The 12,940-nt window shown below is 65.3% G+C and carries 11 protein-coding genes and 7 tRNA genes; 10 read left to right on the top strand and 8 right to left on the bottom strand.

Going from position 1 to position 12,940, the window contains the following annotated elements:
- Positions 1-29: 29 nt before the first annotated feature.
- The 4 genes from ACZK0Z_RS09565 to ACZK0Z_RS09550 form a co-directional block, all read right to left on the bottom strand.
- Positions 30-1,463, bottom strand: coding sequence for a DcaP family trimeric outer membrane transporter (locus tag ACZK0Z_RS09565; RefSeq protein ID WP_049430548.1), 1,434 nt, complete (start codon positions 1,461-1,463; stop codon positions 30-32).
- A gap of 513 nt (positions 1,464-1,976) precedes the next feature.
- On the bottom strand, positions 1,977-2,819 hold the full coding sequence (gene dsbG / locus ACZK0Z_RS09560) for a thiol:disulfide interchange protein DsbG (protein ID WP_049430550.1): 843 nt from the start codon (positions 2,817-2,819) through the stop codon (positions 1,977-1,979).
- A gap of 30 nt (positions 2,820-2,849) precedes the next feature.
- Positions 2,850-3,653, bottom strand: coding sequence for a TlpA disulfide reductase family protein (locus ACZK0Z_RS09555; RefSeq protein ID WP_197632114.1), 804 nt, complete (start codon positions 3,651-3,653; stop codon positions 2,850-2,852).
- 81 nt (positions 3,654-3,734) lie between these two features.
- The gene (locus tag ACZK0Z_RS09550; protein WP_100443815.1) at positions 3,735-4,802 is read right to left on the bottom strand and encodes a GlxA family transcriptional regulator; all 1,068 of its coding nucleotides are present in this window, start codon (positions 4,800-4,802) and stop codon (positions 3,735-3,737) included.
- 187 nt (positions 4,803-4,989) lie between these two features.
- Between ACZK0Z_RS09550 and ACZK0Z_RS09545 the strand changes: the two genes are divergently transcribed.
- From ACZK0Z_RS09545 to ACZK0Z_RS09515, 7 genes are all read left to right on the top strand, one after another.
- Complete coding sequence (locus tag ACZK0Z_RS09545) at positions 4,990-5,388, top strand: heavy metal-responsive transcriptional regulator (RefSeq protein ID WP_099553175.1); 399 nt, start codon at positions 4,990-4,992, stop codon at positions 5,386-5,388.
- Positions 5,389-5,491: 103 nt separating this feature from the next.
- Positions 5,492-5,567, top strand: a tRNA-Ala gene (locus ACZK0Z_RS09540).
- A 54-nt stretch (positions 5,568-5,621) separates the two neighbouring features.
- A tRNA-Glu gene (locus ACZK0Z_RS09535) sits at positions 5,622-5,697 on the top strand.
- Between the two features lie 184 nt (positions 5,698-5,881).
- Positions 5,882-5,957 (top strand) — tRNA-Ala (locus ACZK0Z_RS09530).
- 49 nt (positions 5,958-6,006) lie between these two features.
- Positions 6,007-6,082: transfer RNA gene (locus ACZK0Z_RS09525), tRNA-Glu, on the top strand.
- A gap of 45 nt (positions 6,083-6,127) precedes the next feature.
- Positions 6,128-6,203, top strand: a tRNA-Ala gene (locus tag ACZK0Z_RS09520).
- A 47-nt stretch (positions 6,204-6,250) separates the two neighbouring features.
- Positions 6,251-6,326: transfer RNA gene (locus ACZK0Z_RS09515), tRNA-Glu, on the top strand.
- A 140-nt stretch (positions 6,327-6,466) separates the two neighbouring features.
- Here ACZK0Z_RS09515 and ACZK0Z_RS09510 read toward each other — a convergent pair.
- Positions 6,467-6,883, bottom strand: a complete 417-nt coding sequence (locus ACZK0Z_RS09510; RefSeq protein WP_049427453.1) for a GNAT family N-acetyltransferase — start codon at positions 6,881-6,883, stop codon at positions 6,467-6,469.
- A gap of 77 nt (positions 6,884-6,960) precedes the next feature.
- On the opposite strand from ACZK0Z_RS09510, the gene ACZK0Z_RS09505 reads away from it, so the two are divergent.
- On the top strand, positions 6,961-7,917 hold the full coding sequence (locus tag ACZK0Z_RS09505; protein WP_049427450.1) for an SOS response-associated peptidase family protein: 957 nt from the start codon (positions 6,961-6,963) through the stop codon (positions 7,915-7,917).
- Positions 7,918-7,927: 10 nt separating this feature from the next.
- Here the strand turns inward: ACZK0Z_RS09505 and ACZK0Z_RS09500 are convergent, their stop codons facing one another.
- Complete coding sequence (locus ACZK0Z_RS09500) at positions 7,928-8,308, bottom strand: response regulator (RefSeq protein WP_049427448.1); 381 nt, start codon at positions 8,306-8,308, stop codon at positions 7,928-7,930.
- A gap of 132 nt (positions 8,309-8,440) precedes the next feature.
- On the opposite strand from ACZK0Z_RS09500, the gene ACZK0Z_RS09495 reads away from it, so the two are divergent.
- Positions 8,441-8,526, top strand: a tRNA-Leu gene (locus tag ACZK0Z_RS09495).
- Positions 8,527-8,727: 201 nt separating this feature from the next.
- Positions 8,728-10,167 carry a GGDEF domain-containing protein gene (locus ACZK0Z_RS09490; protein WP_197632115.1) on the top strand — a complete coding sequence of 480 codons (1,440 nt, stop codon included), beginning with the start codon at positions 8,728-8,730 and terminating at the stop codon, positions 10,165-10,167.
- On the opposite strand, the gene ACZK0Z_RS09485 is transcribed toward ACZK0Z_RS09490, so the two are convergent.
- Entirely contained in the window at positions 10,164-11,990 is a 1,827-nt protein-coding gene (locus ACZK0Z_RS09485) for a methyl-accepting chemotaxis protein (protein ID WP_197632116.1), read from the bottom strand. The genes ACZK0Z_RS09490 and ACZK0Z_RS09485 overlap by 4 nt on opposite strands.
- A 255-nt stretch (positions 11,991-12,245) precedes the next feature.
- A complete protein-coding gene (locus ACZK0Z_RS09480) occupies positions 12,246-12,791 on the bottom strand; it encodes a GNAT family N-acetyltransferase (RefSeq protein ID WP_458998542.1) in 546 nt (181 codons plus the stop codon).
- Between the last annotated feature and the right edge of the window lie 149 nt (positions 12,792-12,940).

Below are 12,940 nucleotides of genomic sequence, written 5' to 3'. Positions count from 1 at the left end.
CGGTTGCGCTGGCGTAACGCCGCTGGCGCTTACTTGATGAAGTTGTATTGCAGGCTGCCCTGCACCCGGACGGTGTCGCCGCGCGCGCCGCCCTGCTGTTCCAGGCGCCCGTACAGCAGCTCCATGCCCATGGTCCACGAGGGCGCCGGGCTCCAGATCAGGTTGAACACGCCGTAGCGGCTCTGCCGGAATGCGTCGGCGGCCAATGCGGGGTTACGCTCCAGGGTCAGCTGGCCGAAGATCAGGTTCGATCGCCACAGCCCGGACCAGTAATGGGTGTAGCCAACGAAGCCGCCGTGCAGGTCCAGCGCGTCGAGACGGCCATCGGCACCGACCACCGCGTCCAGCCCGGAGCCGGTCAGGTCGGCGGTGTAGCGGCTGAGACCGCGGCCACCGAGTGCACCGAACAGCAGCAGGTCGCGCTCGCCCACCGATGCCGAGCCGCTCAGCTGCAGGCCGCCTGCCATGCGCCGGTCGCGCTCGCCTTCGCCGTCATAGGCCAGGTTGCGCGCCACCGCGCCCAGCTGCAGGTGGCCCCAGTCACGCTCCATGCGTGCGGTCACGGTTACGTCCGGCAGACGGTTCACCGCAGCCCGCTCATCACTGGCACCGGCCAGTTCGGTCTTCGGGTCTTCAGCCGCCACGGTCAGGGTGTTGCCCTTGCCCATCGCGAAGCTGTGGTGGATGCCGGCCACCAGCAGATAGCCCGCGCCGCCGGGCCCGGCGAAATCCAGCGTGTCGGGCAGGCTGTCCGGGTCCATGAAGCTGGAATAGCCATAACCGGCATAGGTATTGCCGAGCTGGCCATAGGCATGACGCAGGCGGAACTCGTAGCCGTCGCTGCTGCCGAAGAAGTCGTTCTCCAGGTAGAAGCGCAGGTTGCCGTGCGTGGTCGGGCGCCGCGCCTCGAAGCTGAAGCGGGTCTGCTTGGCGTGGATGTTGAAGTTGGAGACATCGCGGTGGCTGCCGCCCACCGGCATCGACGAGGGAATGAACTGGTCCTCGTCGCCAGCCGCGCGCGAATCGGCGATGGCATCCAGCTTGGCGTAGCCACCGATGCGGATCACGGTATCGGTGCCCGGGATCGCAAAGAACCCCTTCAGGTCTGGATCGGTCGGACCAGCGGCGCTGTCCGGTCGCGATGCCGCGGTGGACGGATCAGCGACCGAATCGCGCTGCGGCAGTACCGGTTGCGCCACACCCGGCACTTGGGTGCGATGGATCACATCGGAAGGGGCAGCGGAGGCAATCGGCCCCGTTTCAGGCAAGGCTGTTGCCTGCGCAGGCACAGCATCGCGCTGCTCCAGCCGGTCCAGCCGTTGCTGCATGCCTTCCAGCGCCTGGCGCATTGCGGCGATCTCACGCCGCAATGCCTGCGCATCCCCCGCATCACCCTGTTGGGCGTACGCCGGCGTGATCGCCAGTGCCCCCAGACACGCCAGACTCAGTACTGCCAAACGCATTGCATCCTCCCCGGACGAACACTCGCATCACGGTTCCGGAGCGCACGCATGCGCCGCCCCGGCTTCGCGTTGCCGTTGCTGGAAATGCGGGTACTGCGTCGACGACATCGGCCAGCCTGCGCGCGGCAGGCAACAGGACGATGACACTGCCCTGCCTGCACCCATGTCGCTTCCATCAAGGCCGCGCTGCCAGAGAGGTGGCGACCGCAGCGGTCTGGGTAACAAGCAGGGAGTGAGAGTGTCGTGAATGGCTGTGCCGCACTGCCCGCATCAGGGCAGCCTTGGCGCGGCATCCATGGCGCGTTGACGCTGTATTCCATGCGTCAAAGGCTAATCCACCTGTCGTTTTTGGCCTTGATTGGAATCAAGGCGCGATGCTTGATCTCAGTCACGATTCAGACGTGAGCTCGAACAGGTCATGCGCAAGCGGCTGTGTCCGCCTGGGGCACAGAACGCAACAGGCCCGCATGTCGCCATGCGGGCCTGTGGGCTACATCAACATGTCGGCACGGATCAACGCGGGCCGAGCACCGTCGTCAGGTCGTCGCCCTGCGGCAGTCCGGCGCGGCGCTGCACCTGGCCCTGTGAATCCTGGAACAGGATGCCTGGCGTGCCCTGGAAGCCCATCTCCAGCATCAGGACCTGGTTGGCATCAAGCTTGCCTGCGATCTCGCGGCTGATGTTCGGCAGCGCCTTGATGCCGCCACGGTCGAACTGGTGTTCGTTCTCCAGCAGCGCCGCGCTCGGATCACGCGCGGCGAGGATGGCGGCGGCCTTGGCCGGGCTGTCCTCGCGGATCACACCCACCATGATGTGACGCAGCTGCACCTTGCCGGCATCGACCCACGGCCGCGCTGCTTCCCAGAATTTGTGGCAGTAGGGGCAGTTGGCATCGCTGAAGGTATAGATCACGCGCGGCGCGTCGGCCTTGCCGTCACGCACCCATGCGCTGGCTTCGAGCTTGGTCCACATCTTGGCCGACATCGGTGTGGCGACCAGCTTTTCGACCGCTTCGGCAGCCACATCATTGCCTTCGGCATCGAACAGGCTGCCCACCAGCACGTGCTTGCCATCGGCAGTGACATAGGCCGCTGCAGGCTGTTGACCACCCACCACACCCGCAAAACCACGCAGGCCACCCGGCGCATCGAACTCGGCAACGACCTCGAAGCCGTGCTTTTCGATGCCCTTCAGCACTGCAGGACGGTCGCCTTTGGCGGCAGAGGCAGGGGCACTCGTCGCCGGTGCCGCGGCGGCCTTGCCCGGCGGCGTCTGTGCCTGGCTGCAGGCGGCCAATGCCAGCATGACCGGCAGCAACAGCACCGCCGGGGCGGTGCGCAGGGAAGTCGACAACATGGGAACTCCGTAGTGAGATGCCCGCGCAGGCTACCGCAGCCGGCGCAGTTTGTGTTCAAGACCGGCCGCGGTCAGCTCGCCCAGGTGCAATTCACGCAGGCGCCCATCGGCATCGAAGAAGAATGTCGAAGGATAAGCCTGCACACCCAGCACTGTTGAAGCAGCCGCTTCATCATCCAGCAGCACATTGCCCAGCATCAGTCGCTCACCGGCAAGAAAGACCTGGACTTCATCCAGGGTTTCGCCCTGATTGAGGAATACGAACTGCACGTTGCCATGTGCCTGCTGTGCCGCTGCGAGCACCGGCATCTCCCGTCGGCAGGGGCCGCACCATGTGGCCCACAGGTTCAGCACCACCGGCCTGCCCCGGAACTGCTGCAGATCAACCGTTCCGCCCTGCAGGTCCGCGAACTGCAGCGTCGGCAATGGCATCTGCCGCTCCTGCCAGGCCGACAGCAGCTGACCACCAGCGGCCCAGAGCAGCACACCCACCAGTGCGCTTGTCAGTACCGGTGCACGCAACTGACGCCACGGCCGCAGACGCCATGATCCCCACGCCAGCCCGGCCACCAGCACCACCGTCAGGTGATAGCCACCATCGGTGACCTGCAGAATACTCCAGGGTTCCGATCGATAGAGCGCAAAATTCAGCACCACAAAACTGATACGACCACACAGCAGGCCGATCAGCAGCATGTCCAGCACCATGCTTGCTGCCGACGGCAGCGGCATTCCTGCTGCCCTGCGCGGCCAAAGACGGGCAACGATCATGGCCAGCAACGTGCACATGAGGATCAACACCACCGGCATCGGTACCGGTCCAACACTCGACATCAGCCCACCTGTTCAAGTTGCACTTGCCTGCATGGTCAAAGCGTCGCGCCCAGGTTGCAAGCGCTCGCCCGCCGCCTGTCATCAGGCCGCACTCCGCCCCAACTGCATGCCGGGGGGCGTCTGCAGGCCACGCAGGCTTCCGGCCACCGACGGCATCAACGGCCGCTCCCGCCGCTTGCAGTTGACGTGGCGACGATAGTTGGCCGGTGTCATGCCCACGATGCGGAGGAACAGACGCCGGAACGCGCTCTGATCAGCGTAGCCCACACCCCAGGCCACCTCTTCGATGCCTGCGCCCTGCTGCAGCAGGGTCTGCGCCTTGGCAATGCGCAGCCGTTGGCAGTACTCGATCGGCCGCAGACCGGTCGCCCGGAGGAAGCGCCGCTGCAAGGTTCGCGGTTCCAATCCGGAAACTTCGCAGATTGCGGCCAGCGTGGCTCCTCGTGCCGCAGTGGTATGCAGCCAGCGCTGGGCCTTCAGTACGTCGCGGTCACCGTGGGCGAAGTTGGCACTGAACCGCTCAAGATCCTGCTGGATCCCCGCGGGCACGACGATCCCGAGCTGTTGCGCGACCGCGCTCGCCACGCCTTGCCCGTGCAGCCGGTACAGCAGACGCAGGCCGAGGAACCGCCAGGCCTGCGATCCGCCGACCGTCAGCAGATCACCGTCGTCGACCAGCGCCCGCTCACTGGGGACCCAGCTCACCGCCTGCGCCTGCAACCCTGGATGTCGCCCCAGATCGGGGCCGCTGACCGTTCTTCCAGCCAGCAGTCCCGCACGGGCCAGCACGCCGACCCCATCGCTGGCGGCAGCCAGCAGGCTGCCACCGTCATAGTGGGCCCGCAACCAGTCCAGCAGGACCTCCTCGGCGCGCAGGCAGGCTCCAGGGCTGATCTGGCCGGGAACCGCGATTACCGCAGGAATGGCGGCGTCAAGCATTTCAGCACCCGCGATGCGATGTACACCGGTCTGGCTGGCGGGCACGATCCAGCGGGTGACAAGCACACGCTTGAACGGTCGGCGCTGCTGCTGGGCCAGGCGGTTTGCGACGTGGGCCATTTCGGCCAGCACCGAGGCGGCGGAGGGGTCCCCTCCCGGGTATTCGACCACCGCAACCTCGACGAATGCTTCGTTCCTGACTCCCTCCACAGACCACCTCCTCGGTTCGTTGCAGGCCATCGAACGGCCGGTTCAGGCGAAGGGTAGGAACAGGCCCATCTGCGGGGCTATGAAGAAAGTTGCAAAGTGGGCTGAATGCGCGCGCCGGGCTCAAGCCTTGACTCTAGACCAGACTCCAGGCTTCACAATGATCGGCAGGATCCGCTGGAAAACTGCCATGAACATTGGACAACTGGCCCGCCAGGCGGGCGTGCCGATCGATACGGTCCGCTATTACGAGCGGCAGCAGCTGCTGCCGACAGCGGCGCGCTCGGCTGGCGGCTACCGCATCTTCGGCGAGCCGGACCTGCGCCGGTTGCGCTTCATCCGCCGCGCCAAAGCGCTGGGCTTCAGCCTCGAGGAAATCGGCGAACTGCTGGCGCTCAGCGATCACCACCGGCAGGACATGGGAAGCGTGCGCGACACCGCCCAGGCCCGCCTGCAGGACATTGCACAACGGATGGCCGAACTGCAGCGCATGCATACCGCGCTTTCGCAGCTGGTCGATGCATGCCCCGGTCACGGCACGCTCGACCAATGCCCGATCCTGGCGGCGCTGACCGACGACAACGCATAGACATCCCTGGGGCAGATCGACATTGCAACGCACGTGAAGAAAAGTGCAACAAATGCTTGCCAACCCCCTGGGGCAAGGCTATTATTTCGCTCCTCAGCGACGTGGGGCCATAGCTCAGCTGGGAGAGCGCCTGCATGGCATGCAGGAGGTCAGCGGTTCGATCCCGCTTGGCTCCACCAATCTTTCGGCATTAGGCCGTCGAAAGGTCGCTACAGAACATTGATGAGAATTGCGTCCCCATCGTCTAGAGGCCTAGGACATCACCCTTTCACGGTGGCGACCGGGGTTCGAATCCCCGTGGGGACGCCACTCATCACGAACAACGAGGACCCGGCCGATAACCGGGTCTTTTTTGTTCACCGCCTACCGGCATTCAGGTTGTGGCGTTGCGGTTCCCCTGCCCCCGTGGCTACGGTTAAACCGGAACGAAAAAAGTTCAAAAAAAGCTTCCACAAACGTGAACACGCAGGTATGATAGGCGGCTCGGTAACACGGGGCCATAGCTCAGCTGGGAGAGCGCCTGCATGGCATGCAGGAGGTCAGCGGTTCGATCCCGCTTGGCTCCACCACTTTCGACATTAGGCCGTCGAAAGTTCTACAACTTGAAGTTTTTCGTGCGTCCCCATCGTCTAGAGGCCTAGGACATCACCCTTTCACGGTGGCGACCGGGGTTCGAATCCCCGTGGGGACGCCAGTTTCAAAACGGACTCTGCTCCCGGCAGATCATCCGGAGTTTAATGGGGCCATAGCTCAGCTGGGAGAGCGCCTGCATGGCATGCAGGAGGTCAGCGGTTCGATCCCGCTTGGCTCCACCACTTCGACATTAGGCCGTCGAAGCATCTACAACTTGAAGTTTTCGTGCGTCCCCATCGTCTAGAGGCCTAGGACATCACCCTTTCACGGTGGCGACCGGGGTTCGAATCCCCGTGGGGACGCCAATTCTTGAAAACCCCGGTTTAGGCCGGGGTTTTTCTTTGCCTGCGATTTATGGGAAGGCGCCATCCACGCATGGCGTGGATCTACCCGGGCGCTGCAGTAGATCCACGCCGTGCGTGGATGGCCTCACCGCCATCACTCCTCAGAACCGGCGATACATCCCGATCGACGCCGGCGCTGTCGGCGCGAAACCAAACTGAGCGTACAACCGATGCGCTTCACCATCGGCGAGCAGGCTGACGTACGCCGACGGCGGCAGGTTCGCCTGCATCCAGCCATCCAGGCGGCGCATCACCTCCTTGCCCAGCCCCTGTCCCTGCAGCCGTGGCAGCACGGCGATATCGCAGACCTGCAGGTGGCAACCGCCATCACCCACGATGCGGCCCATCGCTACCAGCTCATTGCCCTGGTAGGCACACACGCCATACAGGGTGTTGGGCAGTGCGCGCGTCGCCGCCTCCTGGCTCTTGGCACTGAGGCCGGCCAGCACACGCAGCCGGCAGTAGTCTTCAACCGTGGGGACTGCCTCACGGAACTGGCAGCTGACGGAATCATTCATGCGGTATCTCCCTGTAGGTCGGGCTATCCTGCCGCATCCACGTCGCAGCGACTGCGACCCAGGCCTGCAGAGTTCCCATGTGCTATTCCGCCCTGATCCGTGCCGACTACGCCACGCTGGTCCGCGAGTTCGGTGCCATCCTGTCGCTGGAGGAGTTCGCCGAACTGTACGCGCACGACCCCGGCAAGAAGCGACCGAAAACCCCCAAGGCCATGGACGACGGTTTTGCCGGCGCGCGCACCCAGCAGGGCCGTGACATCGTAGCGAAGATCCAGCAATGGCATGCGCAGGAGCGCCAGGACCTGGAGGCGGAGCTGGCCCGCCAACGCGAGCGCCGCGATATCGCTCACGCAACGCTGGCCACCCGCCCCACCCAGAAGGCACGCAACGACCTGCGCGTGGCCGGCAACCGCATTGAGCGCGCCCAGGCCCGGCTCGAAGACCTGCACCGGGTACAACTACTGCCGCGCGACAACCGCATTTTCCCCGGTACCTACGCGCCGGTGATGGTCACAGAGAACGGCCAGCGCGTGATCAAGCCGATGCGCTACCAGTGCCGGCTGCCTGACAAACCTGCACGCAACGACGCGCTCTACCCCGGCACCTACAACGCACGACGTGACAGCCTGGAAGGCTACTGGCGCGGTGCGTTCGGCCTTCGCCACGGCGTGGTGGTGGTGCGGGCGTTCTATGAGCACGTGCCACGCCACGCCATCACAGGGCGCGCGCTTGGCGCCGCGGAAAAGGAACAGGATGTGGTGCTGGAGTTCCGCCCCGACCCGCCCCGCGACCTGCTTCTGGCCTGCCTTTGGGCGGAATGGGAGGGACCGGAAGGACGCCTGCTCTCGTTCGCCACGATCACCGATACCCCGCCACGCGACGTCGCCGCGGCCGGTCACGATCGCGGCGTGATACCGATCCGCAGGGAGCATCTCGATGCGTGGCTCAATCCCGATCCGGACAACCTGGCCGGGCAGTACCGCATCCTCGACGACCGCGAGGACATCCGCTACGTGTACGAGGAGGCCGGCTGAAGCGCCATTCTCACGCCGTTGCGCTGGAACGGCCCACCGCACGGGTCAGCGCCCGGGTCAGATCCGCCGACAGATACGGCTTGACCAGCAGTATTCCGGCCAGCATCGACTCGGGCAGCTGCTCAGCCAGCATTCCGGTGGCGAGCACGAACGGTACGCCACGCGCCGACAATGCTGCCGCCACTGGCTCGCTGGTCTCGTTGCGGGCCAGGCGATAGTCCAGCAGGGCCACATCCGGGGCCGAGTCTTCCAGCATGCGCAATGCTTCAGCCACGCTCGCCGCCAACCCGACCACGGTCGCGCCGGCATGCACCAGCTGCATCTGCAGCAGGGCCGCACTCATCTCGTCGTTCTCGACCACCAGCACCCTCAGGTCCTGCAACACTGTCATCGGCTATGGCTCCTGGAGGCATTCAAGCCGGCGCAGTATAGCCATCACAGAGCCGATGCCGACAGGAAACGCCTCGATCTGCCTTGCCCCTATGAAAGCCCTGCCCTCCTCGGTTACACTCACACGCTGCCTGCCGGTGTGGCGGAATGGTATACGCAGCTGACTCAAAATCAGCCGGGGGTGACCCCATGAAGGTTCGAGTCCTTTCACCGGCACCACAGCATCAAAGGCCAGGTCCATGACCTGGCCTTTTGCTTTTCCAGGCGACGTATGCCCATTTGGCCGCCCCGGTGTCACTGCGCTGACGCATAACTGCGACCGCTGGCAGCATTGCTTCTAGACGCAGTGCACACTTTTCTTGCCAGCCTCACGTACATCTGCCTATCGTGATCCCGCCGGATCCGGGGGCGGGGGAATGCATGACGCTGCGTGCTGCACTGTTTTTTCTGGTCGCGCACGCACTCGTCATCGCCTTGGTCGGCCCGCAGGACCCTGTCGGCTCCTACCTGTTGCTGATCACCGCCCCCCTGCTGGCCGCACTGGCCTGCGTGCGGCGCGCACGTGTCAGCCAGGCGGCCTGCAAGTGGCGGCTGCTCGGCGCGGCCGTCGGCCTGTTCTCACTCGCCCTGCTGGCCCTGCTGTACCGCAATGTGGCCGGCCTCGCCCCTGCGCAGATGACCGTCTCCACACTGATCCTGTACGTGTTCTACCGGATCCCCCTGACCTACGTAGCTGCAAGCCCGGGCGGCGGAAATCGCTTCATCCGTGCGGTGGACCTTGCGATCATTGCCCTGCTTTGGCTGCTGTACTACCTGCATACGCGGGCCATGGCGCCTCTCAACACCGCGCTATGGACGCAGTGCCTGAACACGATGAGCAGCGTGCAGAACAGCCTGGTGTTCTGCTTCGCGCTGATCCGCTTCCTGGCCGAGGACAATCCCGACCGCCGCGATTTCTTCCGCACACTTGCGATCTACGCGCTGGGCTACTTCCTGCTGGCGCTCTACATCAACACCTGCCAGCCGCAGACACCTGACGGCAGCTGGGGCGACCTGCTGATCAGCGGGCTGTTCGTGCTGCTGGCCGTCCTGGCCGGCAGCCACCGCCGCTATCCGGCAGTGGAGATATCCCGCAGCCTGCGACGCATCGTCGATGCCGGCGTACCACTGATGCTGCCCTTGCTGCTGATGATGGTCGCGCTGCTGGTCGCGCGCCTGCAGCCGAGCCTGGCCGCGGTAGGTTTCATCGGTGCGATGCTGGGCTACGCCCTGCGCAGCGTGCTGAGCCAGATCGAGATCCAGCGCCAGCGCGACGAACTGGAAACGCTGGCACGGCGCGATCCACTGACAGGGCTGGGCAACCGGCGCAGCTTCGATGAGTCGCTGGATGGGGCCCACCGCCGCGCGCGGCGCCAGGGCCAGGGCCTGGCGGTACTGATGATCGACATCGACCACTTCAAACAGCTGAACGACACCTACGGGCACCCGGAAGGTGATCGGCGCCTGCGTGCCGTCGCCAGCATCCTCGACGGCTGCCTGCAGCGCGGTGACGACCTGCTGGCCCGCTATGGCGGCGAGGAGTTCATCGCAGCCCTGCCATCGCCCGAGGCGATGCACGCGCTGCATCTGGGAGAACGCCTGCGTGCTGCGGTCGAAAGCGCCGCACTGCCCGCTGCCGAGGGCCATGTGACCATCAGCGTGGGCGTGGCCTGGCAGCCCGCCAGCGATGAGTACGCGCCGGCAGACCTGGTCGGCCGTGCCGACCAGGCCCTGTACCGGGCCAAGCATGCCGGGCGCAACCGTGTGCACCTTTCCTCGGCCATGCAGTCCTCCGACGAACCTGTCGGCCCGCCTGCCTAGACGACCCGCAGGGTTGCCCCGCCATGCAGATGCCCTGCACCATCCTGCACGCGGAAACCGGCCACGGTCTGCAGCAGCTGTGCCGATTGCTCCTCCATGCTGCGCGCCGCCGCCGACGCCTCCTCCACCAGGGCAGCGTTCTGCTGCGTGCCCTGGTCGATCAGGTCGACCGCATGGTTCATCTGCTGGATGTCGTCGCTCTGCTGCTGCGAGGCCGTGCTGATCTCGGTCATCAGATCGCTGACCCGGCGGACGTTGGTCACGATCTCGTCCATGGTGCGGCCCGCGCTTTCCACCTGGGCGGTGCCAGCCCCGACGTTGGCCACCGACTCATCGATCAGATGCTTGATCTCCTTGGCGGCACTGGCCGAGCGCTGGGACAGCTCGCGGATCTCGGTGGCGACCACGGCAAATCCTCGTCCATGTTCGCCTGCGCGTGCGGCTTCCACCGCTGCGTTCAACGCCAGGATATTGGTCTGGAAAGCGATGCCATCGATCACTCCGATGATATCGACGATGCGCCGCGAGGAGGCGTTGATCACCGCCATCGTCTCGACCACTTCATGCACCACGCTTCCGCCGCGCGCGGCGACATCGGCGGCACCGCCGGCCAGCTGGCTGGCCTGGCGCGCGTTGGTGGCGGTGCGCTGCACGGTCTCGGCCAACCCCTTCATCGACACCGCGGTTTCCTCCAGCGAGGCCGCCTGCTGCTCGGTGCGCTGCGACAGGTCGCTGTTGCCCTGCGCGATCTCGGTCGCCCCCACCGCGATGGTATCGGCGGCGAACTTGATCTGGCCGATGATCGCAGCCATCGCCTCGACCAGCGAATTGACGCCGTCGCACAGGTCGGCGATGGGCCCCTGCTTGTCGGCCATCGCCACGCGCCGGGTCAGATCACCCTGCTTCGCAGCGGCCACCACCTCGCGGGTCTGCGCCACGGCGCGCTGCATGGCCTGGTTTTCATGCACCTGTGCGGTGATGTCGGTGGCGTACTTGACGACCTTGAACGGCTTGCCGTTGAGGTCGAGGATGGGGTTGTAGGAGGCCTGGATCCAGACCTCGCGGCCGCCCTTGCCCAGCCGCCGGTATTGCCCGGCATCGTATTCGCCGCGCCCGAGCTTCTCCCAGAACCGGCGATATTCGTCACTGCTGCGATGGCCTGGTTCGACGAACAGCGAGTGGTGCTGTCCACGCACCTCATCGAGACCGTAGCCGGTGACCTCGAGGAAGTTCTCGTTCGCCGAGAGAATGCGCCCGTCCATGCTGAATTCGATCACTGCCTGCGATTTACCGATCGCCGCCAACTGCCCGGCCGAATCGGCCGCCTGCAGCTTCTGTGCAGTAATGTCGGTGGCGAACTTGACCACTTTGTACGGCCGCCCCTGGCGGTCCAGCACCGGGTTGTAGGAGGCCTGGATCCAGATCTCGCGCTGGCCTTTGCCGAAGCGTCGATATTGCCCTGCGTCATATTCGCCGCGCCCCAACCGCGCCCAGAAGTCACGGTACTCGGCGCTGCGCGCCTGCTCGGGATCGACGAACATGGAATGATGCTTGCCCTGGATGTCCTCCAGCCGGTAGCCCACTGCATGCAGGAAGTTGTCATTGGCCTGCAGGATAGTGCCATCGAGCGCGAACTCGATGACCGCCTGCACGCGATGCAGCGCCGCGACCTGCGCCTCGAGTTCGGCACGGTCGGTCGCTGCCGGCTCGTTGCTGGCGCGATGCTGCGGGGCGAGGGCGCCCAGCAGCGCGCGCCACGGCGACCAACGGGTATGCAGCTCGGCCGGCGCCTGCGCGCCCGCCGTGAAGCCTGGAATGAGCATTGTCTGATCCTCGGTGTCCGACAAAGGGTTGCGACCCGACGGGCAGGATGCCCGGCGGCAACTTCAGTTGCTAAGGACTACAGGTACCGGCAGGCACCTCTCGAGCGGCTGGCAAGAACGTCTGGTGCGGGTGCGATCGGCATCTGGGAGCGGCGGAACACACAGCGCGGGCCGCCCATCGGGGGCAGCCTGGGGTCCTGCAGCGGGCGACTGGAGCGGGATCCAGAGGGGATATCGGCGATGCGGTCGGCCGCTTTAGCGGGATTCCGCGACGTCCGTCGCAACTTCGTGCATTGCAGCAGCAAGGCGATAGATGATCGTCGTGTACTTCACGCCCTGCTCACGTGCTACAGGCTGTCCACCGAGGGACTCGGCAAGCGAACGGCTGGACCGGTTCTGCTCGGCCACCGGATAGCGGAACGCCGCGCATGACAGCCGCTGCGACGCCGAAGACCACACCGCCGCCACTGCTTCCCGCCCGTAGCCATGGCCATGCATTGCTTCGGCGATCCAGATACCCAGTTCGGGCTCTGCATCAACGGTGCGATGCAGGCCGGCCAGTCCCAGGAACACGCCATCCACGCGCCTGCGGATCACGAACGTGATGTCGGTCCCACCGGCAATGGCAGGCAGCCACGCCTGCCAGACGGCGGCAAATGCCTCCTTTGACGGAGGTGGCTCGAAGGCCATGTAGCGGGTCAGCCCGGGGGTAATGCCCGCAAATGCCTCGTCAGCGTCACCGGACGCAAATGGCCGGAGGCACAGCCGCGGACTGTCGATGCTCCAGTGATCGGATGTCATGTTCTGCATTGCCCGGGCAAGGAGTACAGCATCGCTCGGCAGATCGATGCAACTCAGGGCAAAAAGGTTTGCATGACCAACGGGAGGTTCCCTGCCGGGCGAAAATGGCGAGCATGCAGCGATCCGCAGGACGTTCGTTTACAAGGAGA

It is taken from the genome of Stenotrophomonas sp. 116085_Sma (assembly GCF_056479585.1).
The sequence above is the reverse complement of the archived record's forward strand: the minus strand, read 5'-3'. Positions and strand labels throughout refer to the sequence as shown.